Source organism: Paenibacillus sp. MBLB1832 (assembly GCF_032271945.1).
Taxonomy (GTDB): domain Bacteria; phylum Bacillota; class Bacilli; order Paenibacillales; family NBRC-103111; genus Paenibacillus_E; species Paenibacillus_E roseopurpureus.
This window is the reverse complement of the sequence record NZ_CP130319.1, coordinates 2,532,952-2,552,319: the sequence shown is the minus strand read 5'-3', so window position 1 is coordinate 2,552,319 and position 19,368 is coordinate 2,532,952. Positions and strand designations below refer to the sequence as shown.

Annotated in this window: 21 protein-coding genes; 5 read left to right on the top strand and 16 right to left on the bottom strand. The window is 46.9% G+C overall.

The window, feature by feature from the left end; all coding sequences use genetic code 11:
* Nucleotide 1: 1 nt before the first annotated feature.
* From smc to MJB10_RS11105, 12 genes are all read right to left on the bottom strand, one after another.
* Nucleotides 2–3,577 carry a chromosome segregation protein SMC gene (smc, locus tag MJB10_RS11160; RefSeq protein WP_314804827.1) on the bottom strand — a complete coding sequence of 1,192 codons (3,576 nt, stop codon included), beginning with the start codon at nt 3,575–3,577 and terminating at the stop codon, nt 2–4.
* A 95-nt stretch (nt 3,578–3,672) separates the two neighbouring features.
* Entirely contained in the window at nt 3,673–4,374 is a 702-nt protein-coding gene (gene rnc, locus MJB10_RS11155; protein WP_314804825.1) for a ribonuclease III, read from the bottom strand.
* A 60-nt stretch (nt 4,375–4,434) separates the two neighbouring features.
* Nucleotides 4,435–5,670, bottom strand: a complete 1,236-nt coding sequence (gene fabF, locus MJB10_RS11150) for a beta-ketoacyl-ACP synthase II (RefSeq protein WP_314804823.1) — start codon at nt 5,668–5,670, stop codon at nt 4,435–4,437.
* Between the two features lie 92 nt (nt 5,671–5,762).
* Complete coding sequence (gene acpP, locus MJB10_RS11145; RefSeq protein ID WP_028558238.1) at nt 5,763–5,996, bottom strand: acyl carrier protein; 234 nt, start codon at nt 5,994–5,996, stop codon at nt 5,763–5,765.
* An 85-nt stretch (nt 5,997–6,081) separates the two neighbouring features.
* A complete protein-coding gene (fabG, locus tag MJB10_RS11140) occupies nt 6,082–6,822 on the bottom strand; it encodes a 3-oxoacyl-[acyl-carrier-protein] reductase (protein ID WP_314804816.1) in 741 nt (246 codons plus the stop codon).
* The gene (gene fabD, locus MJB10_RS11135; protein ID WP_314804815.1) at nt 6,809–7,759 is read right to left on the bottom strand and encodes an ACP S-malonyltransferase; all 951 of its coding nucleotides are present in this window, start codon (nt 7,757–7,759) and stop codon (nt 6,809–6,811) included. Before fabD ends, fabG begins: the two co-directional genes overlap by 14 nt.
* A gap of 52 nt (nt 7,760–7,811) precedes the next feature.
* Nucleotides 7,812–8,798 (bottom strand): beta-ketoacyl-ACP synthase III, encoded by a 987-nt coding sequence (locus MJB10_RS11130; protein ID WP_314804812.1) that lies wholly within the window; start codon nt 8,796–8,798, stop codon nt 7,812–7,814.
* Nucleotides 8,795–9,799 carry a phosphate acyltransferase PlsX gene (gene plsX, locus MJB10_RS11125; protein WP_314804810.1) on the bottom strand — a complete coding sequence of 335 codons (1,005 nt, stop codon included), beginning with the start codon at nt 9,797–9,799 and terminating at the stop codon, nt 8,795–8,797. The genes MJB10_RS11130 and plsX overlap by 4 nt, the downstream gene beginning before the upstream one ends.
* Nucleotides 9,783–10,397, bottom strand: a complete 615-nt coding sequence (gene fapR, locus MJB10_RS11120; protein WP_397386596.1) for a transcription factor FapR — start codon at nt 10,395–10,397, stop codon at nt 9,783–9,785. Before fapR ends, plsX begins: the two co-directional genes overlap by 17 nt.
* Before the next feature lie 125 nt (nt 10,398–10,522).
* On the bottom strand, nt 10,523–10,696 hold the full coding sequence (rpmF, locus tag MJB10_RS11115; protein WP_028558232.1) for a 50S ribosomal protein L32: 174 nt from the start codon (nt 10,694–10,696) through the stop codon (nt 10,523–10,525).
* Between the two features lie 37 nt (nt 10,697–10,733).
* The gene (locus MJB10_RS11110; protein ID WP_314804807.1) at nt 10,734–11,243 is read right to left on the bottom strand and encodes a YceD family protein; all 510 of its coding nucleotides are present in this window, start codon (nt 11,241–11,243) and stop codon (nt 10,734–10,736) included.
* Between the two features lie 87 nt (nt 11,244–11,330).
* Nucleotides 11,331–12,452, bottom strand: coding sequence for a SepM family pheromone-processing serine protease (locus tag MJB10_RS11105; RefSeq protein WP_397386595.1), 1,122 nt, complete (start codon nt 12,450–12,452; stop codon nt 11,331–11,333).
* A 93-nt stretch (nt 12,453–12,545) separates the two neighbouring features.
* Between MJB10_RS11105 and MJB10_RS11100 the strand changes: the two genes are divergently transcribed.
* Nucleotides 12,546–13,814: a nucleoside recognition domain-containing protein gene (locus MJB10_RS11100; protein ID WP_314804804.1), complete on the top strand. Its 1,269-nt coding sequence runs from the start codon at nt 12,546–12,548 to the stop codon at nt 13,812–13,814.
* Between the two features lie 11 nt (nt 13,815–13,825).
* On the opposite strand, the gene coaD is transcribed toward MJB10_RS11100, so the two are convergent.
* Together coaD and rsmD are read right to left on the bottom strand one after the other, a co-directional pair.
* Nucleotides 13,826–14,326 (bottom strand): pantetheine-phosphate adenylyltransferase, encoded by a 501-nt coding sequence (gene coaD / locus MJB10_RS11095; RefSeq protein WP_397386626.1) that lies wholly within the window; start codon nt 14,324–14,326, stop codon nt 13,826–13,828.
* Between the two features lie 16 nt (nt 14,327–14,342).
* A complete protein-coding gene (rsmD, locus tag MJB10_RS11090) occupies nt 14,343–14,912 on the bottom strand; it encodes a 16S rRNA (guanine(966)-N(2))-methyltransferase RsmD (protein ID WP_314804801.1) in 570 nt (189 codons plus the stop codon).
* Nucleotides 14,913–15,666: 754 nt separating this feature from the next.
* On the opposite strand from rsmD, the gene MJB10_RS11085 reads away from it, so the two are divergent.
* Together MJB10_RS11085 and MJB10_RS11080 are read left to right on the top strand one after the other, a co-directional pair.
* Nucleotides 15,667–16,335, top strand: a complete 669-nt coding sequence (locus MJB10_RS11085) for a hypothetical protein (protein ID WP_314804800.1) — start codon at nt 15,667–15,669, stop codon at nt 16,333–16,335.
* Nucleotides 16,336–16,594: 259 nt separating this feature from the next.
* Nucleotides 16,595–16,765, top strand: a complete 171-nt coding sequence (locus MJB10_RS11080; protein ID WP_314804799.1) for a hypothetical protein — start codon at nt 16,595–16,597, stop codon at nt 16,763–16,765.
* A gap of 57 nt (nt 16,766–16,822) precedes the next feature.
* On the opposite strand, the gene MJB10_RS11075 is transcribed toward MJB10_RS11080, so the two are convergent.
* Nucleotides 16,823–17,107 (bottom strand): hypothetical protein, encoded by a 285-nt coding sequence (locus MJB10_RS11075; protein WP_314804797.1) that lies wholly within the window; start codon nt 17,105–17,107, stop codon nt 16,823–16,825.
* Nucleotides 17,108–17,207: 100 nt separating this feature from the next.
* On the opposite strand from MJB10_RS11075, the gene MJB10_RS11070 reads away from it, so the two are divergent.
* On the top strand, nt 17,208–17,705 hold the full coding sequence (locus MJB10_RS11070) for a GNAT family N-acetyltransferase (protein WP_314804795.1): 498 nt from the start codon (nt 17,208–17,210) through the stop codon (nt 17,703–17,705).
* Nucleotides 17,706–17,794: 89 nt separating this feature from the next.
* Nucleotides 17,795–18,856, top strand: a complete 1,062-nt coding sequence (locus MJB10_RS11065; protein WP_314804793.1) for a polysaccharide deacetylase family protein — start codon at nt 17,795–17,797, stop codon at nt 18,854–18,856.
* Between the two features lie 75 nt (nt 18,857–18,931).
* On the opposite strand, the gene MJB10_RS11060 is transcribed toward MJB10_RS11065, so the two are convergent.
* Nucleotides 18,932–19,354, bottom strand: coding sequence for a Fur family transcriptional regulator (locus MJB10_RS11060; RefSeq protein WP_314805573.1), 423 nt, complete (start codon nt 19,352–19,354; stop codon nt 18,932–18,934).
* Nucleotides 19,355–19,368: the final 14 nt, after the last annotated feature.

Sequence of the window (19,368 nt, the reverse complement as noted above, 5' to 3'; positions counted from 1 at the left end):
ATTACGATGCGCTCATTGCTGCTTCTTCGTCTTCTAAACGAACCGAAACCAGCTTGGACACGCCGCCCTCTTGCATCGTTACGCCGTACAGCACGTCAGCCTCTTCCATCGTTCCTTTTCGATGCGTGACCACAATGAATTGTGTCATTTCCGAGAATTCACGCAAGTACTCAGCAAAACGCGATACGTTCGCTTCATCCAGCGCAGCTTCTACTTCATCTAAGACGCAGAAAGGAACAGGTTTTACCCGAATAATCGAGAATAGCAAAGCGATCGCGGTCAACGCGCGCTCTCCACCCGAGAGCAATTGCAGGTTTTGCAGCTTTTTACCAGGCGGCTGAGCCACGATTTCAATACCCGTATCCAGCAAGTTATCCGGCTCGGACAGAATTAGATCTGCACGACCACCGCCAAACAACTTCGCAAAGACGACGCCAAAGTGGGAGCGGATCGCATCAAATGTTGTTTTGAACCGTTTGGACATCTCTTGGTCCATCTCGCGGATCACTTGATATAACGTTGTTTTCGCTTCAATCAAGTCATCTTTCTGCGAGCTTAGGAATTCAAATCGCTCGGATACACGCGCGTACTCCTCGATAGCCCCGAGATTGACATCACCTAATGAGGCGATTTCTCGCTTCAGCTCTCGGACCTTACTTTGTGTACCTACGATGTCCTCTGGAACTGGATAACGCATTTTCGCCAGCTCATAGCTGAGCTCATACTCTTCTCCCAGCTTCTTAAGAAGGTTCTCCAACTCTACGTCTAAACGCGTTACGCGCACTTCGGTTTGATGGAGATTCTCTTCCACTTGTTTCAGCTGTATGCGTTGTGTGCGTGTCTCATTTTCACCTTGCTCGAGCTTCTGCAACCAATCTGTACGTTCCGCTCGTTTGAACTCAATATTTTCTGAACATTGTTGCTTTCTCAGCTTCAAATCATTCAGGAGCTCAATTTGCCCCACAATTTCTTGCTCAAGGGCCGCCATTTCGTTCTCCAATTGGGAGAGGAGACCACGGTTCACTTCAATTTCTCGCTCAGCATCCCCTAGATCTTGTTGCAGGCGACGTTGTTGATCTTGCAGCGATTGCTTCTCTTGTGAAGTCGAAGCTACCTTAACCTTCAAATCGGTCAGTTGACCTTGCAGTTCTTCCTTCTGGGACTCGCTCGCTTTACGAGAACTTTCCGCGTCGCGAATCGCTTGTTGGAGCGAAGCTTCTTCCTGTTGAAGTTCAGCGAGCAAAGCTTCACTTTCATCCTTTTTACGGCCAAAATCCGTTCTCTCTTTCTCAAGAGCCTCGCGATCTTGACTATCCAGCTTCAACTGTTCCTCCACCGTTCGGTTCTCGGATTCCAACGGATTTAATTCGGCGCGAATCTGCTGTTCGGCAATACGTTGTTGCTCACCCAATTGACGAAGCTGCTCCACTTGGAGCATCTCATCGGTAATTTCACGCTTCAAGGCACTGGATTGACTGCGTAGCCCGCCTAACTGCCCTTCTGAACTTGCAATTTCGGCATCCAACTCTTCAATCTGACGCTGGCGACCTAGCAAATTCGTCGATTTCTTCTGTAAACTTCCGCCTGTCATGGAACCCCCAGGGTTCACGACGTCCCCTTCCAAGGTAACAACACGGTAACGGTATTGCGCTTTGGCCGCGATATGGTTGGCATCTTCAAGCGTTTCGGCAACGACCACATTGCCTAACAAGCTGGAGAATATATTCGTATACGTCGATTCGAAGGAAACGAGATCAACCGCAATTCCTACAAAGCCCTTCGATGCTTTCAATGTCTGGCTCTCATGGTCAGAAATCGAGCGACCTCGAATGACATTCATCGGCAGGAACGTCGCTCGTCCCATTTGGCGGCGTTTCAAGAAGGCGATCGCTTCACGACCGTCAGCTTCCGTTTCTACGACGATGTTTTGCAGGGCTCCGCCAAGTGCAGTCTCAATCGCGATTTCCACGTGGGCTGGCACCTTAACAAGCTCCGCCACCGCACCGCGAATGCCGCGCAAATCTTTGCGGGTCTTCGCTTTGAGCACTTCTTTGACGCCTTGCTGGAAGCCATCGTAATCGTTGGCCATTTCCTTCATCGTGTCGCGACGTGAAATTAACGCATCGAGCTTCTGCTCCCATTTCCGCACCATCGTTTGCGCTTCATCCAGAAGTCCTTGCTTGCTTTTCAGCGCTTGGGTCAACTGGACATATTGCTGTCTAGCTCGCTCAATGTCCGCAACCGTTTCTTCCAACTTAGCTGCTAGTTCTTGTTTACGGCGGGAAATGCTTTCCCGCTGATCCGCCCACTTCTGGCGTTCTTCGTCCAAACGATCCAAACGCCGTCCGATGCTTTCAATCTGCTGCTCCGCGTAGCGAATTTCATTCCTGGACTGCGCCATACGATTGAGCGTTTCCAACAATTCGCCTTTCAATTGATCCTCAGGCGAGGAGCTGATACCGCCGCTGACGCCTTGCAAACGCTGTTCTTCCGCCGTCAACTTTGCCTGAAACTCAAATAATTGGGCGCCGATTGCAATGATTTTGTCCCGTTGCTCTGCTAATTCTGCTTCTTTATCTTGTTTACGCTGCTCCTGCATCGCAATTGTTGTACTTAGCTGCCCGTGGTTGGTCACATAGTTCTTCCTACGTTCTTTGAGAACCTCGCCGTGCCCCTCACACTTCTCGAACTCTTCACTTAACCCAAGCAGACTCTCTTGGAGTGCTTCGAGCTCTTCTTCCAATCTCCGCGTCTCCCAGCGATGCTTCTCCAAATGGGCATCATGCTGATTCACAATCGTTGATAGCTCTGTCTGTTCTTTCGTCAACTTCTCGAGCAATTGCGTCGCTTCGTTCCATGCCACATAGATCCCATCAATCTGATGAACATACATCGAAATTTCACTGCTCTTCAGCGTTTCCTTCAATTCCTTGAAACGAATCGCCTTCTCTGACTGCTCGCGCAGCGGCCCGACTTGATCCTCCAGCTCGGAAACCAAATCGTGAATACGCAGCAAATTTTGCTCGGTGTCATTCAACTTCTTCTCGGCTTCGCGCTTACGCGATTTATATTTAACAATCCCCGAAGCTTCTTCAAAAATCCCTCGACGATCTTCTGATTTCGTGCTCAAAATCTCTTCAATCCGGCCTTGTCCGATAATGGAATACGCTTCCTTACCGATCCCCGTATCCATAAACAACTCAGTGATGTCCTTCAACCGGCAAGATTGCTTATTGATTAAATATTCACTGTCGCCATTCCGATGCACGCGGCGTGTCACCGTGACTTCATTGAAATCGAGCGGCAGCGATTGTGACGTGTTATCCAACGTAAGCGAAACTTCGCCATAATTCACAGCTCGACGTGCGTCGCTGCCTGCGAAGATAACATCCTCCATTTTACCGCCACGCAACGACTTTGCGCTCTGTTCCCCTAATACCCAACGGATCCCATCTGAAATGTTACTTTTCCCACTGCCATTCGGACCTACAACCGCGGTAATGCCTCGCACAAATTCGAGTTCCGTTCGGTCCGCGAATGATTTAAATCCAGCTAATTCGATCCGCTTCAAAAACATGGTCTCACCTCAAAAATTATTGTACCATATCACCTATCAAAATAAGAGAAAAATACAAAAAAGGCAGCAATCGCCGCCTCTTCTGGTTGTTTCCGTTATCGCTGAGCCGTTACGTTCAGTTTAGAGAGGGCACCCGCAGCAGCTTGCTGCTCCGCCTCTTTCTTCGAACGACCTACACCCGTTCCCAGCAATTCGCTTTCCATGTGTACCTCAGCAACGAACTCCCGCTCATGCGCAGGCCCGCGCTCGCTCACAATGCGATATTCTAACGAACCCATATTGTGATGCTGCGTATGCTCTTGCAGTTGCGTTTTGTAATCAATAACAAGGAGCTTGCCCTCATTGGATATTTTAGCGAAAACATGCTTCTGAAGGAATGATTTAACCGTATCCAAGCCTTGATCGAGGTACAGTGCGCCAACAAAGGATTCAAACACATCGGCAAGCAGTGCTGGCCGCGTTCGTCCGCCTGTCAGCTCTTCCCCTTTGCCCAGCAGGACAAACGAACCAAACTCCAAATCTTCCGCAAACGTCACTAGCGAAGGCTCACAGACAATCGATGCCCGCAGCTTCGTTAGTTCACCTTCTGAACGCCCTGGATAAGATGCATATAAAAATTCCGAAACCGTTAATTCCAGTACGGCATCGCCAAGAAATTCAAGTCGCTCGTTATCTTTATGTCCAGCAATTCGATGTTCATTCACATAGGAAGAATGGGTGAAGGCTTGCCTCAACAACTCCATTTTGCGAAATGAGATCCCGATCTGCTTCTGTAAATCTTTAATATCACGGTTCATGCCTTACTTCACCACCCCGAGAGAATGATATTCCGTTATCTTTCTTCGCAGGCAGGTAAATTATGCTTCGAACTTCTTCATGATAATCGTTGCATTGTGACCGCCAAAACCGAAGGAGTTGGACATCGCAACCGCTACATTCGCTTCACGCGCTGTGTTCGGTACATAATCCAAATCACACTCTGGATCTTGATTGTCCAGGTTAATCGTTGGCGCAATCACACTGTTCGCGATCGTTAATCCACAAATGACTGCTTCCACGCCGCCAGCAGCTCCAAGCAAATGTCCTGTCATGGACTTCGTAGAGCTAACAGCTACTTTGTAAGCATGCTCGCCAAGCGCTTTCTTAATCGCTGTTGTTTCGGATTTGTCCCCGACTGGTGTCGATGTGCCGTGTGCGTTAATGTACGTGATCGCCTCAGGGGCAATCTTCGCATCTTTAATCGCTTTCACCATACAACGAGCTGCTCCGTCTGGATCTGGATCTGTCATATGATACGCATCGCCGCTCATGCCATAACCGATTACCTCGGCATAGATACGTGCTCCACGTTTCTGTGCATGCTCTAGGGATTCCAAAATCAGCACGCCCGCACCTTCACCCATAACGAAACCATCACGATCTGTATCGAATGGACGGCTAGCCAAATGCGGCTCTTCGTTACGTGTCGACATTGCGCGCAGCGCACAGAAGCCTGCCACACCAATCGGCGTAATTGTCGCTTCAGCACCGCCGCAAATCATGACGTCTGCGTCGCCGCGTTGAATCATTTTGAACGAGTCGCCAATGGAGTGAGTACCTGTCGCACAAGCTGTTACAGCCGTGGAGTTCGGTCCTTTCGCTCCTGTTACCATGGAGACATGACCAGAAGCCATGTTGGCAATCATCATCGGGATGAAGAATGGCGATACGCGTTTTGGCCCTTTTTCGAGCAAAATACGATGCTGCTCTTCCCACGTATTCAAACCACCGATACCAGAGCCGACGGACACGCCTACGCGTTCTGGATCCGCATCTTCTTGAATGTTCAAGTTCGCATCTTTCAGAGCGTTCAACGCTCCTGCCACAGCGAATTGGACGAAACGGTCCATACGGCGGGATTCTTTGCGATCCACATAGTTTTCGATATTAAAATCTTTGATCTCAGCCGCAATACGAGTTGGGTACTCGCTTACATCAAAGTTTTCAATGTTGCTAATGCCGGATTTCCCTGCTGTCAGGTTCCCCCAGAACGTTTCTAAATCTTGACCAAGGGCAGTAACTACGCCCATACCTGTAATTACAACTCTGTTCATTTGTACCACCTTCTATGTAGTGTTTCCATATTTGTATTGATTGAGAATGGAGAGAAGTCCCGTCTTTATTAGAAACGGGACTCGGTAGACTATTACGTATGAGATTTTATGTAATTCGTAACTTCTCCTACAGTCGTAATCTTCTCAGCATCTTCATCTGAAATTTCTAAATCGAACTCATCTTCTAATTCCATTACTAATTCAACTACATCGAGAGAATCAGCACCTAGATCTTCTTTGAAAGATGCTTCGAGGGTGACTTCAGCCTCATCAACCCCTAGACGATCGACTACAATTCGTTTAACACGATCCAATACGTCGGACATCCGGTTCACCTCCTCATTTGGTATTATACGAGAATCTTTGACAGATTGCCAGTAGTCAATTTGCGATTCTCGTTTTGGAAGAAACTTACATGTACATCCCGCCGTCTACATGGAGCGTCTGCCCTGTCATGTAAGAGGCATCGTCAGAAGCCAAGAACCGAACAACCTTCGCGATTTCCTCTGGCTGCCCAAGGCGTTCCAGCGGAATTTGCTTCAGCATTTGTTCACGCATCTCGGCAGACAATTTGTCTGTCATATCGGTTTCAATAAAGCCTGGCGCCACTGCATTCACGGTAATGCCACGGGAGGACAGTTCCTTCGCCGTCGCTTTCGTAAGGCCAATTACGCCAGCTTTCGCTGCTACATAGTTAGCTTGTCCCGGATTCCCGAGTACACCAACTACAGAAGATATGTTGATAATTCGACCGAAGCGCTGCTTCATCATCGGACGCGTTACGGCTTTGACACAGTTGAACACGCCTTTAAGATTCGTCGCAATCACTTGATCGAATTCTTCTTCTTTCATTCGCATGATTAAATTGTCTCTTGTTATGCCTGCATTATTCACTAAGATATCAATTTTACCAAAAGTTTCTATTGTTTGCTTGACCAACTCTTCGGATTCTTGATAGCTGCTCACATCTGCACGCAATTTAATCGCTTTACGCCCCATCGCTTCGATTGCAGCTACAACCTCGCTTGCAGCTCCTTCGCTGCCTGCATAGTTCACAACCACATCAGCGCCATGCTCAGCCAAATGCAAAGCGATCGCACGGCCAATCCCGCGGGAAGCCCCTGTTACTAATGCTACTTTACCCGTTAACATGATCGTGAACCTCCTGGGTGAACTTCTCTAGCGCTTCCAAACTGCCGATGGATACGGTTTTCACCGTTCTGTCGACCTTCTTGATTAGACCTGCAAGTACGCTTCCCGAACCAAGCTCGATGAACGTATCGACACCTTCACCGATCAAATACGTGATCGTGTCTTCCCACAGAACAGGGGAATACACCTGTTCCACCAGCAAGCCGCGAATATCGCTCGGCTGTGTAACAGGTCTCGCCGTCACGTTGGCCACGACAGGAACGGCGGCCTCTTGCATCTCTATGGACGCGAGCACATCCGCAAGGCGCTCCGAAGCCGGCTTCATGAGGGAAGAGTGAAACGGCCCGCTCACTTCAAGCGGGATGGCACGCTTCGCGCCAGCTTCCTTGCAGCGTTCGACAACCGCTGCAACGCCTTCTTTGCTGCCCGAGACGACGATCTGTCCCGGGCAGTTCACGTTGGCGAGCTCCACGACGGAGCCGCTGCTCGTGATAACCGTGCAAAGCTCCGCCAACGCTGCGCGTTCGGCTCCGAGCACGGCTGCCATGGCACCCAGGCCGCCTGGGACGGCCTGCTCCATGAACTCGCCGCGGGCCCGCACGGTGCGGACCGCGTCTTCGAACGCGAGCACGCCCGCTGCGACGAGCGCGCTGTACTCGCCTAGACTATGTCCAGCGACATAGTCTGGCGTAATGCCCGCAGCCTTGAACGCTTCCAGACAAGCGATGCTTGTCGTGAGCAGCGCGGGCTGCGTGTGGTACGTGATCTTCAATTGGTCCTCTGGACCTTGGAAGATCAGATTAGACAAAGAGAAGCCCAGCGCAGTGTCAGCACGGTCGAAGTACGCTTTCGCTGCTGGCAGCGAGTTGTACAGGTCTTGACCCATACCTACGGACTGGGAACCTTGTCCAGGAAATACAAATGCTATTTTACCCATACGAGAAAAGGATCCCCTTTCGCGATATCATCATATTTTAGCTAAATTATAACTACCAAACCAAAGCCGTCGCACCCCAAGTGAGTCCGCCGCCAAAGCCTACTAAGATCAGTCGATCGCCTTCTGACAATCGGCCTTGCTCCACGGCTTCTGCCAAGGCAACAGGAATCGAGGCTGCCGACATATTGCCATATTTATCTAAATTAATCATACATTTATCTTCCGCTAATTCCAACCGATTTAATGAGGATTGAATAATCCGCATATTCGCTTGGTGAGGGACGAGCAGATCGATATCTGTTTTCTCCCAGCCTGCTTTGCGAAGCGCCTCATCTGCTGCGTTGCCCATGATGCGAACGGCAAATTTAAATACTTCAGCACCCGCCATGTAAATATAATGTAAACGTTGATCTAATGAGGTTTGTGAAGCTGGATTTCGAGAGCCTCCGCCTTCGATCTTCAGCAATGGACCACCTGTGCCGTCTGCGCCTAATTCAAAAGATTTGAAACCTCTTTCCTGAGGCACTTCGCCAATTACCACAGCCCCTGCGCCATCTCCAAAAAGAATGCATGTGTTACGATCTGTGTAATCGGTAATTTTTGACAGACAATCTGCGCCGATAACCAGCGCGTATTGGTAGGTGCCTGTTGCAATGAAATTTGTCGCATTGGCAAGCCCATAAACAAAGCCTGAACAAGCTGCAGAAAGGTCAAAGGCCGCAGCCTTCTTCGCTCCTAGCTTTTCTTGCAGAATACATGCTGTGGATGGGAACGACATATCAGGTGTAATCGTCGCTACAATGATTAAATCGAGTTGATCCGCTGTAATTCCCGCGTTCGACAACGCCAACAAAGAAGCCTCATAGCACAGGTCTGACGTAGCTTGTCCTTCCCCTGCAATTCTTCTTTCCTTGATGCCTGTACGCGTTACGATCCACTCATCATTCGTTTCCACCATGGTTTCTAGTTCTTGATTCGTTAAAATACGTTCTGGGACATATTTACCCGTTCCGAGTACCCCAACTGGTATTAGGTTCATGTTGATATATCTCGCTTCCCGCGGCTAATTTCGGCAGATATGGTGCCAACCAAATCATTTTGTAGAGCTATTCTCGCTTGTCGAACAGCGTTTTTTATCGCATTTGCATCGGATGAGCCGTGGCTCTTGAGCACAAGTCCATCGATACCCAGGAACGGAGCTGCTCCATGTTCATTATAATCTAATTTTTTGCGAAATTGTGTCAAACCTGGCTTCAAAACAGCGGCAGCCAGTTTCGTAAATATCGATTTCGTAAACTCTTGTTTCAAAGCTGAGAAGATCGCGGAAGCCGCACCTTCTAGTGATTTCAACATGATGTTGCCCGCGAAGCCATCACAAACAATGACATCACATTTGGCTCTAAGCACCTGCGAAGATTCCACATTGCCGATAAATTGAATCGGGGCTTGTTCCATTAAAGGATATGCTGTTTTGGTTAATTCATTCCCTTTGGCCGACTCCGTTCCGACGTTCAACAAACCTACGCGCGGATTGGAAATCCCATCGACTTTCGAACGATAAATGCTGCCCATAATCGCATACTGAATGAGCTGCTCTGGGGTTGCATCCATATTCGCGCCTAAGTCTAGGGCGAGCACACCCTTGCCGTCCATCGTTGGAATCATCGGGGCTAACGCTGGGCGTTCAATCCCAGGAATTCTTCCTACAACCAGCAAACCCGTTGTCATCAGCGCCCCTGTATTACCAGCAGATATCATGGCCTCAGCTTGTTTCTCTTTCACCAGTCTTCCTGCTACAACCATCGATGCGTCCTTCTTGCGTCGAACTGCTTTAACAGGCTCATCTTCCGCTTCGATCACTTCTTCCGCATGATGAATCGTCAAATTGTCTGGTCTCTCTGTCAGGTGAGCTTCAATCGCAGCGCTGTTGCCTACCAGAATAATATGTACATCTTTCCACTCTTTGGCCGCTGCGAGAGCACCCTCTACTACGATCTTGGGCGCATGATCCCCACCCATTGCATCAATCGCGATCCGCATGGTGCTTGTCCTCCCTATCTAGATGTTGCTCTTTCTTCGAATGAAAGATGACAAAATTACCTCGGAACACGGTTTCATCGCCCACATACGTGAACACTTCCACTCTTGCTTTTCCTTTGGAAACAGACCGCACATACGCCTTGGCCACACACTTCTCTCCGAGCTTTACAGAACGAATAAAACGAATATCTGCTGACGCGGTTAGCGCGATCGGGTCGTCGATGACGGCAACAGCCAAGGAATTAGCTTGCGAGAAAATATGATGTCCTCTGGCAATTTTGGTTCTTGAAAAAATATGATCTTCTTTAATTTCAAAGATTGAAATACCGCTTTGATCCAGCTGTAGATCAATCACTTCGCCAATAATTTCGTCAATCGGAAGCGAACGCACATGATCATAGGTTTTGACAGCCATATGCTTCATACGTTCCCGCAGTTCAGGAATACCGAGCTCTAATCGATCTAAGCGGACAGTCTGGATACTAACCCCAAATGTTCGCATCAGTTCCTCATCCGTCATAAAAGGGTTCGCATCAATGGCTTGCAGCAGTTGCTGCTGCCTTAGTCGTTTGGGAAGGCGTTCGATGGTAAGCACCACCTTATCTTATCTCGTGAGATCTCATCTTATTACCAGATACTAAACTGTAGTATATTAAATTTACAACCAAAAAGAAAGCAAAAAAAAATAGCACCTCACACTAGGATGAAGTACTATGTCTATTCTTATGCTTTTACGATCTCTCTGCTTTTGTATGTTCCGCAAGATTTACAAACGTGATGCGCAAGCTTAAGCTCTGCACAATTTTCACATTTCACCATGCCTGGAACTTCCAATTTAAAGTGCGTACGGCGCTTGTCGCGACGAGTTTTGGACGTTCTTCGTTGAGGTACTGCCATTTCAAAACACCTCCTTCATTGAATTTCGGATATTGCTTTATTCTTTGTTAAAAAAGTCCGCGAGACCTGCAAGGCGAGGATCAATCTTCTCCGTCTTACAGCCGCAATCATGCTCATTGCGATTTCCTCCACACACCGGACAGAGACCTTTGCACGCTTCGTCACAAAGTGGTATGTACGGTAAACCGACCACTACATTTTCTACGACGTAAGGCTCTAAATCGACTTTATCCCCAACCACCAAATGAATATCCTCATCAAGCTCTGGATCTTCTTCCTCTGGCTTCTGCATAAAGACTTCCTGGAAAGGAAGCTTAATAGTTTGGTTCGTGTGCGTTAAGCAACGTGAACAGCTTAACTCCAAGTCTAGCGTTATCGTACCATTAACTTTGGCTGCTCCGTCTTCATACGTTGCATGAAGATCGACATGTACAGGTCCATGATTAAGAATGTCAGGAAGGCCTTCAAAAGGTTCCTTCACATCTAAAATCTCACTCATATGGACGGGTTGTCCATGAAGAGCCAGCTCTCTAAAACGAATTTGCATGATATCACCCCAAACAAACAAAGATTATTATATCCATTGCGTTTACCATTTGTCAATTCAAATCATATCCATCTTGCTAGATTCGGCTTATTTCGGAGGCAACGCTGCTAGATAGTTCAAGGCCTCTTCCATCGTGCCAATTTCTACAATTTTCATCTTCGTCTTGATCTGTTCCGCTCTTTTGACTGCATCAGAATAGTTCTCAATCTTGGTGCCGTCTTTGTAGGTGATATTCTTGGGCGCAAAGAAAATTTCTGCTTTTTCGCGGTCCGCGGCAATAATTTTATGCTGAATACCGCCAATTGGACCTACATTCCCATCTGTATCTATCGTGCCCGTGCCTGCAATTCGGTAACCCTTCGTAATATCCTCTGGCACCAGTTGGTTGAAAATCTCCAAAGAGAACATCAAGCCTGCGGAAGGCCCGCCAATATCTCCAGCTTTGATCGACACCTGTTGATCCGCTTGGTCGGCTTTGACTGATTGCATGTCCGCAGGAACGACGCCAATCCCTACCCGCTGCTCAGTTTCCCCTTGCCCAAGCGGAAGCTGGCCTAATGTTAGTTCGGCTTGTTGTTGAACCTTTTTCCGCATATAGGTAATCGAGATCGTTTCGCCTGCTTTTCTGCCTTTGAGGGAGTCTAGCAAGTCTTGCGCCACCTTAATCTCTTTATCCCCAGCTTTCAAAAGCACATCGCCTGGTTTGAGCGCTTTCTCTCCTGATAAGCCTGCAACGGTTTGCAGGACCATCACACCCTCATGTTCAATGTGGTAGGGGATCTTAGCTTCTGTGTACGCGGCTTGCATCGCACTTGCTTGCGAAGTGAGCATTACATATTCTTGCCGCTGTGTATACTCCTGCTCTGACTCCCCTTTTTTGAGGACGGATGTTTTCGGTTGTATTTCTTCATATGGATGAACGAGTCCTACTAAATAGTTAACCAAATTAGCATCTGCGACACGAACGGTCGTTAACATTAACGTTCCTTGCTCTGTTCCCGTGCTTTTGGCGATGGACACCATCGGTTTGATTTCTTCCGCCGTGCCTGGCATAAAAATAAAATAAGGTAGCCGCACAAAAAACAATAGATACACAATGATGATGCCAACAAGTGCTGAGATTAAGTAGCGTCTCGTTGCAGAGCTTCTTGGATACCGATAAGAGTCATTGGACCATGTGGTTATGGTACTCTCTTCTTCCCTCTCCATGCAAACTTCTCCCCCTTCCTGTTGCGTGGTTGCTTGGTCTAATCCCCTACCTTCTTGCGTACAATGAAGCATGTTCGATGACGAGGTGATGCTATGCAGCCTATTCAGGCAAGATTCAAAGCCAAACTCACAACACTGGTGCTAGGCGCCTTGGCTGGCCTTGTCGTGGTGTCTATCATTCTATTTCCCGATAAAGCGTTCCAATCCTCACTTGAGGGGCTTACTATTTGGTGGAAGCTTGTTTTTCCCGCATTCATGCCTTTTCTCATCATGACCGAGTTGCTGATTGGTTTCGGTGTAATTCATGGGACAGGCGTGCTGCTGGATCCTCTGATGCGGATTGTATTCCGACTCCCTGGTGTCAGCGGTTGGGCTGTCGCTTCTGGCTTTGTTGTAGGGTTTCCTGCTGGAGCAAAAATTACTGCATCTCTGCGTGAAAAAAATCTCCTTACTCGCACTGAAACGGAACGCTTAACGGCGCTCTCTCACCTCTGCAGCCCGCTGTTCCTGATCATGGTGGTCGGCATCGGTTTCCTGCATAGCGCCAAGCTAGGCATTATCTTGACGATCGTACATTATTTGTCCGCTATCGTCACCGGTTTCCTAATGCGGCTTCGTAAACAGCCCGTTAGTACTAAGGAATTCACCGCCGCTGCGCCTGATCTATCTCATGACTCTTTATGGAAGGCGGCGTTAGCCGCTATGCGTCAGGCTTACTGGGACGATGGTCGCACCTTCGGTAAACTCCTGGGCGATGCAGTTTCCAACGCCGTACAAACACTTCTGTTAATTGGCGGATATATGATGATTTTCTCCGTCCTCATCAACGTCGTTTCCATTATGCATGTGACTGAACTACTCCGGCCTATTACGCAATTATTGTTGAGCACTATGAATATTTTCACAGACACGACTCCGCTTTGGATCAAAGGATTCATGGAGATTCATCTCGGTTCTTACGCCTTCAGCCAAGCAAAAGAAATCCCCCTCTTGCCTCAAATGGCCCTGCTCAGTGCATTCCTAGGCTGGGGCGGATTGTCCGCCCATGCACAGGTTGCCGGCTTTCATCAGAAGTCCGATGCACGTTATTTATTTTTCCTACAGTCGCGCGCGCTTCACGCTGTCTTAGCGTTGTTTACAACGATCATGCTCTGGAAACCGCTCCAACTGCTCTTCGCGGAAGATGAGCCTTCTTTTCTTTGGTTGGACCGAGCACCTAGCGAGGCGAAAGCCGCGGTATTCCCTGTAAACGGCGAATCAGCATGGGGCCTATGTGGACCGATGCTGACACAATTCCTTTTTATTTTCAGCGTGATGCTGCTGGTTTCTGTTGGTTTACGACTTTTCCAGAGAAAAAGTTAATCTGGCTGGCGTTAGGATTGCGGATATTTCTTACGCAATTCCTCTTCCACTTCTGCTGGCACCAGATCTTCCACAGGTCCGTGGAATTTCGCAATTTCTTTCACAATGCTGGAGCTCAAATATGAGAACTGCGGCTTCGATGTCATAAAAAACGTCTCCACATCGGGATTTAACTTGTGGTTCGTTGAGGCCATTTGAAGCTCATATTCAAAATCCGATACGGCCCGAAGCCCACGAACGATCAGCCGCACATTGCGCGCTTTCATGTAATTCACCATGAGATCCCGAAAACCGTCAATCTCGACATTGGGGAGGTCCGCCGTGACTTTCCGCAGAAGCTCCATCCGTTCTTCCAAGCTGAATAACGCATTTTTGGAAGTATTGTTTAACACCGCTACGATTAGCTTATCAAATACTTTTGCAGCTCTATGTATAATATCAAGATGCCCGTAGGTAACTGGATCGAAACTTCCTGGGTATACCGCAACTGTGATCCCGTGTTCTTGCCTCATCATGCTGTTCATCTCCTTATATCGATGCTGTGTCAAGCTCTCGTTTATAAATCGTCACCGCGGTATCACCGTAGTCAGCCCTGCGCTGCTTGAGAAAACCACCGATCGTTTCGTCTAGAACATCTTTCGCATCGTGTTCCACGACGACAACCGCTTGCTCATCCACTAGCGCCTGTTCCTCCATCGTACTTATTAACTCTGCGATCCCTTTCATGCGATACGGCGGATCCAGAAACACCAGTTGGAACTGCTCTGCCCGCTTCGCTAACACTTTCAACGCCCTCGTTGCATCAGTACGATAAATCTCCACCTGATCCTTCAGACCTGCTACTTGCACATTATGCTGAATGGTGTCGATGCTTTTCTTCTCGATATCAATAAAAATCGCTTTGTCCATCCCGCGGCTGAGCGCCTCGATTCCTAGTCCGCCTGTGCCTGCGAATAGATCAAGCACTTGCCCTCCGTCGAAATAAGGCCCGATCATACTGAAGATCGCTTCCTTCACTTTATCCGTTGTCGGACGTGTACTTGTCCCTGGTACCGCCTTCAACGACCGGCCTTTCGCCGTGCCAGAAATTACTCTCATCGTACGCATTTCCCTTCTTGCCCATTCATTCTTTTGTTATCGTACCACAAGCCCTGAATGGACACAAAAATTTTATCCCTGCGATGTATAAATTTACCGTAAATCGGTCATCCTTGAACTATCGACATCAGAGAATGTCGTAGACAACCGCGGAGAAGGCTTACGTTTCCCCATAAGCTCTTCGTCCGGTTTCTCCTCTCCCATGAGGCGGCTGCGCAAGCAGCCGCCGTTATTATTTTATAGGACAGTTTTCTAAACCCCCTATTATATAAGGGGTTATTTGACTATAACAGATCCTTGAAACTATATAGTACAGCTTGCATTTAAAGCTAAATCTCCGATGTTCAACTCAATCCGATAATACCTCATCCATATCGTACCCATAGTTATCAGAGTCCTTTTCATTCCAATCTCCATCTTTGCGTGTCAGGCAAAGCAACATTCTCATCGAATACACCATTGCCATTTTGTTGAACGTTAAAACTATTCTCTAAGGGAGTTAAACTTCGGCAAGTTTACTCCTGTCCGCTGTAGTTGAGCAATCGTGCTCGACAAGTTCAGATTTCACATAGTTTGAATATTTTCCGCGGTTCCCTTCCGATTCTTCTGTCCATAGGTGCCATCGTTCATCCTTCACGATACACAAATTTACATTTTTCATTAAATGCTCTTTTTGACATTAAACGACTTATTTCTTTCATCAGAGGGTGATGTTATTATATTGGCATACTATTCTAAAAAGGGGAACCACTCTATGTATCTTCTATTTATCGTACTTATTTATTTTTTCATTAAGTATCTTCGTCGCAACAAAATCAAGGAAATCCGCAACCCGGAGTCCAAAACTATTTGGAGCAGAGTCCCCAAGGATGTAAGAAAAATTGTGCACACTTATATGAAAAATATTAATAAGCCGCTTGCTTGGAGTAAGTTATCGACGGATTCTTTCATCAAAGAGGTTTATTATGCAACAACAAAAGATCGTTTGAATACACTTCTTACCATAAACCATATGGTTCAAGTGATTAAAGAAACCAATAAACAAAGAAAGAAGATGAAAAAATTCGAGATTGATGATTTTAGGACGCTTGATTTTGACCGTTGCTACATAGGCGTTAGAAGATATGATGCAACTGGCGATACAAGTAGAGTCACTTATTTACTTACTCAAGCCTCTGGTAATTGGAAATTCGACCATATTACTCGTGATTGTAAAGGCACAATTGTTGAGAAGTTGCCCCATAAGCAGAAAATAATTTATGTCATTTCAACGCAAGGCATGTATATGTTCTTTGCAGTTCCTAAACACGAAGACCGTCACCAACTAAACGATTTGGTCTATGTTGACGGATACCTTGAAGTTGAAGATACGTATCATGATGATTTCTACTATCTTGTACATAATATTGTTTCTATTCAGTAATGCTCGTCGAGTGCATGGTAGAAACATATCAAAAAGAACCTCAACGGGTTCTTTTTTAAATTGTTATTAATATTCGTTCCGCTATCATTTTTACTTCATAATTACTGCTGCTCATACTTCCACTGGATCTTGATTGCTCAGCCCCTTCTTAGCCAAACAACATTTGCACTTTTCTTCCATTTTATGCTATAATCAAAAAAAGAGAACATACATTCCCTTTATTTTACACTTATCCTACAGTCAGAAAAGAAGGTCAGCTATGAAAGATCAACCTGTATTTGAGAATTTGCGTGACAAGTACGCGGATGAGGATCGTGCCAAGCTAGTGATGCTGCAGCTACGAACATTAATGGGGCAGAAACAGAAGAAGAAGTGGTATCAGAAGTTGAACAAGTCGACGAAGACGCAGCCGTCCAGTTGGAGTGACTAATCGTGAGTGAAAAAGAGACTCCCCTTCGTTGAGCTTCTACGAGGAGAGCCTATAGCTTTAGCGATTTCTTTTGCGCCAAAAATAATTCACGCCGATGTAGTGCGCACCAGTAAACAATGTTAAGATACCGAAGAACAAGAGGAATCCACCATTGCGGTCTCGGAAAAGCAATTGCACAACGAACAATGCCAAGGAGACTTCGCTCCATAAGAGCGTTCTTTTTTTGAGTTGTGTCAAATCTGCTGTCGATTTGCTTATTTTGCGAAGATTCATGTAGGTCAGGCCAGCGAGTACGATGACTCCGATGACGATCACAAGAATATAACTTAAATTACCTGACACTTTGACATCCCCCTAATTCTAGTAGATATTATTTCTAAGATACATGAATTCGGTTAGAATGTCGATTTGAAATTGTCCAGCTACGCGAGGTGCTCATCCTATGTCTACGCCTGCTTTTAAACAGCTAGAAACAACCGATATCCCTTTTCTCATGGATGTTTACAATTACTTTGTTGTCCACTCGACTCACTCTTTCCATACGGAACCCGTAACATTGTCCGAGTTCACAGACAGCGTAATTCACCCCAATTCCCGTTATCAGACCTACGTAGTACAACTCGACGGAAAACCCCAAGGTTACGTGCAAATCATGCCCCATAAGAAAAAACAAGCCTATGATCCGACTGGTGAAGTTACCATCTATCTTCATCCCGAATGCGTTGGCAAAGGGCTGGGCTCAGCCTCCATTCAGTTTATTGAAGCGATTGCCCAGAAACGCGGCTTCCACTCTTTGATTGCTACGGTATGCGCGGATAACGCTGCCAGTATCCACATGTTTACGCGAAACGGCTACCAACAATGCGCCTATTATCGAGAGGTCGGCTTTAAATGGGGGCGTTTTCTAGATATTGTAACGTTTCAGAAAATCATTTCATGAACCGTCGCCGTTCCCTTAATTTGCACAGGATAATAAACCCCTCCTATACAAAACCTAGAGCATATTCATAATGCTCGGAGGGGATTGCCATGACCAATCGGCTTTGGTCCTTAAGCATCGTTTGTCTGCTTGTAAGCAGCTGCGGTGTACCTTTAGCAAAGCCTTTGCAAGATCAAAGCTCAACCCGCCATTCCAATCCAGATACCACCTATTCATCCACCCAAGTTAGCCGCGGCCTTGTGGAATCCCAGCTAGATAAAGAAACTACGCGGTTGAACGCTGACCTTTCTATGTCACCTACTAGTTTTCCATTGTCATCCACGACCCCAGCAACTACTTTCGCCCCACGTTCACCTAGTCCAAACGAAAGATCAACATCGAACGTGAAATCTAAGAGTAGTCCGAAAAAAGCAACTTCACAGCCCGAATCTTCTAAGCGACCTTCGTTGCCTGTGCAAAAAAATCAAGGCCAAGCGAGGATTCTTCAAAAGAAGCTTACGCTTTCACAACTGGTCGTGAAGTATCCAGACACCTTTAAGCTTCGGGGCTCAAGTCAGGAGAAGAAAGTAGCATTAACCTTTGACGATGGACCTGATACAAGGTTTACCCCCAAGGTGCTTGATGCACTAAAAGCTAATGGGGTGAAAGCCACTTTTTTTGTGTTGGGCTCTATGGCCTATACGCATCCAGATATCATCAAACGAATTGTTAATGAAGGTCACGTGATTGGTAATCACTCCTATAGTCACGAGAATCTGCCGAAGCTTTCTGCGGATAAATTTCAGAATCAAATCGTCAGTACGGAAAGTATTTTACAAGGCATGATCGGCTATGCTCCTAAATTAATCCGCCCGCCATACGGGGCTATCAATGAAGAGCAAGTAAGGTGGATTGCTGATCATCACTATTTAATTGTGAACTGGAATGTGGATTCTTTAGATTGGAAATCACTGAAAGCTGAACAAGTCTTGCACAACATTATGCAGCAGACGAAGCCAGGATCCATTATTCTCCAACACTCTGGCGGCGCTGACAGCCAAGATTTGTCGGGTACGGTTCAAGCCATTTCGCCGTTAATCAGCAAGTTAAAAGCAGCGGGCTATACCTTTGTTACCGTTCCGGAACTCCTCCACGTGACCAAAGGCAAATAATTTCGATTCAAAAAGGAGCAGTCTTACGAGGCTTCCCCCCGCAGACTGCTCCCTCCATATTTCCAAACATTCCGATTACTCCCCTACTTGCGAAGCAGACACATTTGTTTTGCAATCCGCACAATAACCAAATATCTCAAACCGGTGACTTTGAATATCAAAGCTTTCTGGCAAATCTTGCACAAGCTTCATCGGGCAAAACTCAAAGGTCACTGTCTTCTCACAGCTCAGACAAATCATGTGATGATGATGGTGTGACAAACAACTCGCTTTGAATTTGAGGCCATCAGCCAAATGAAATTGTTCCAGAACACCCATCTCACTTAATAATCGGAGATTACGATAAACCGTTTCAAAGCTTATGCCTGGATATTGCAATTTCATATGATCATAAACATCCTTCGGCGATAAGTAACTGCCCGACTCTGCGAATAGGGTCGCCAGGCTTCTACGTTGCTCTGTAATTCGCCAGCCTTGCTGCGACATCGCTTTGAGCATCTCATCGATCGTAT

Excerpts from the sequence above, each read along its gene's own strand:
- MJB10_RS11105 (WP_397386595.1), bottom strand. The coding sequence starts at position 12,452 with ATGGAGAGGGAAGAAGAGAGTACCATAACCACATGGTCCAATGACTCT.
- MJB10_RS11085 (WP_314804800.1), top strand. The coding sequence starts at position 15,667 with ATGTATCTTCTATTTATCGTACTTATTTATTTTTTCATTAAGTATCTT.
- smc (WP_314804827.1), bottom strand. The coding sequence starts at position 3,577 with ATGTTTTTGAAGCGGATCGAATTAGCTGGATTTAAATCATTCGCGGAC.
- rpmF (WP_028558232.1), bottom strand. The coding sequence starts at position 10,696 with ATGGCAGTACCTCAACGAAGAACGTCCAAAACTCGTCGCGACAAGCGC.
- MJB10_RS11100 (WP_314804804.1), top strand. The coding sequence starts at position 12,546 with ATGCAGCCTATTCAGGCAAGATTCAAAGCCAAACTCACAACACTGGTG.
- MJB10_RS11060 (WP_314805573.1), bottom strand. The coding sequence starts at position 19,354 with ATGCTCAAAGCGATGTCGCAGCAAGGCTGGCGAATTACAGAGCAACGT.
- MJB10_RS11110 (WP_314804807.1), bottom strand. The coding sequence starts at position 11,243 with ATGCAAATTCGTTTTAGAGAGCTGGCTCTTCATGGACAACCCGTCCAT.
- fabF (WP_314804823.1), bottom strand. The coding sequence starts at position 5,670 with ATGAACAGAGTTGTAATTACAGGTATGGGCGTAGTTACTGCCCTTGGT.
- MJB10_RS11065 (WP_314804793.1), top strand. The coding sequence starts at position 17,795 with ATGACCAATCGGCTTTGGTCCTTAAGCATCGTTTGTCTGCTTGTAAGC.
- MJB10_RS11130 (WP_314804812.1), bottom strand. The coding sequence starts at position 8,798 with ATGAACCTAATACCAGTTGGGGTACTCGGAACGGGTAAATATGTCCCA.
- coaD (WP_397386626.1), bottom strand. The coding sequence starts at position 14,326 with ATGAGGCAAGAACACGGGATCACAGTTGCGGTATACCCAGGAAGTTTC.
- fabG (WP_314804816.1), bottom strand. The coding sequence starts at position 6,822 with ATGTTAACGGGTAAAGTAGCATTAGTAACAGGGGCTTCCCGCGGGATT.
- rnc (WP_314804825.1), bottom strand. The coding sequence starts at position 4,374 with ATGAACCGTGATATTAAAGATTTACAGAAGCAGATCGGGATCTCATTT.
- MJB10_RS11080 (WP_314804799.1), top strand. The coding sequence starts at position 16,595 with ATGAAAGATCAACCTGTATTTGAGAATTTGCGTGACAAGTACGCGGAT.
- acpP (WP_028558238.1), bottom strand. The coding sequence starts at position 5,996 with ATGTCCGACGTATTGGATCGTGTTAAACGAATTGTAGTCGATCGTCTA.
- plsX (WP_314804810.1), bottom strand. The coding sequence starts at position 9,799 with ATGCGGATCGCGATTGATGCAATGGGTGGGGATCATGCGCCCAAGATC.
- fabD (WP_314804815.1), bottom strand. The coding sequence starts at position 7,759 with ATGGGTAAAATAGCATTTGTATTTCCTGGACAAGGTTCCCAGTCCGTA.
- rsmD (WP_314804801.1), bottom strand. The coding sequence starts at position 14,912 with ATGAGAGTAATTTCTGGCACGGCGAAAGGCCGGTCGTTGAAGGCGGTA.
- MJB10_RS11070 (WP_314804795.1), top strand. The coding sequence starts at position 17,208 with ATGTCTACGCCTGCTTTTAAACAGCTAGAAACAACCGATATCCCTTTT.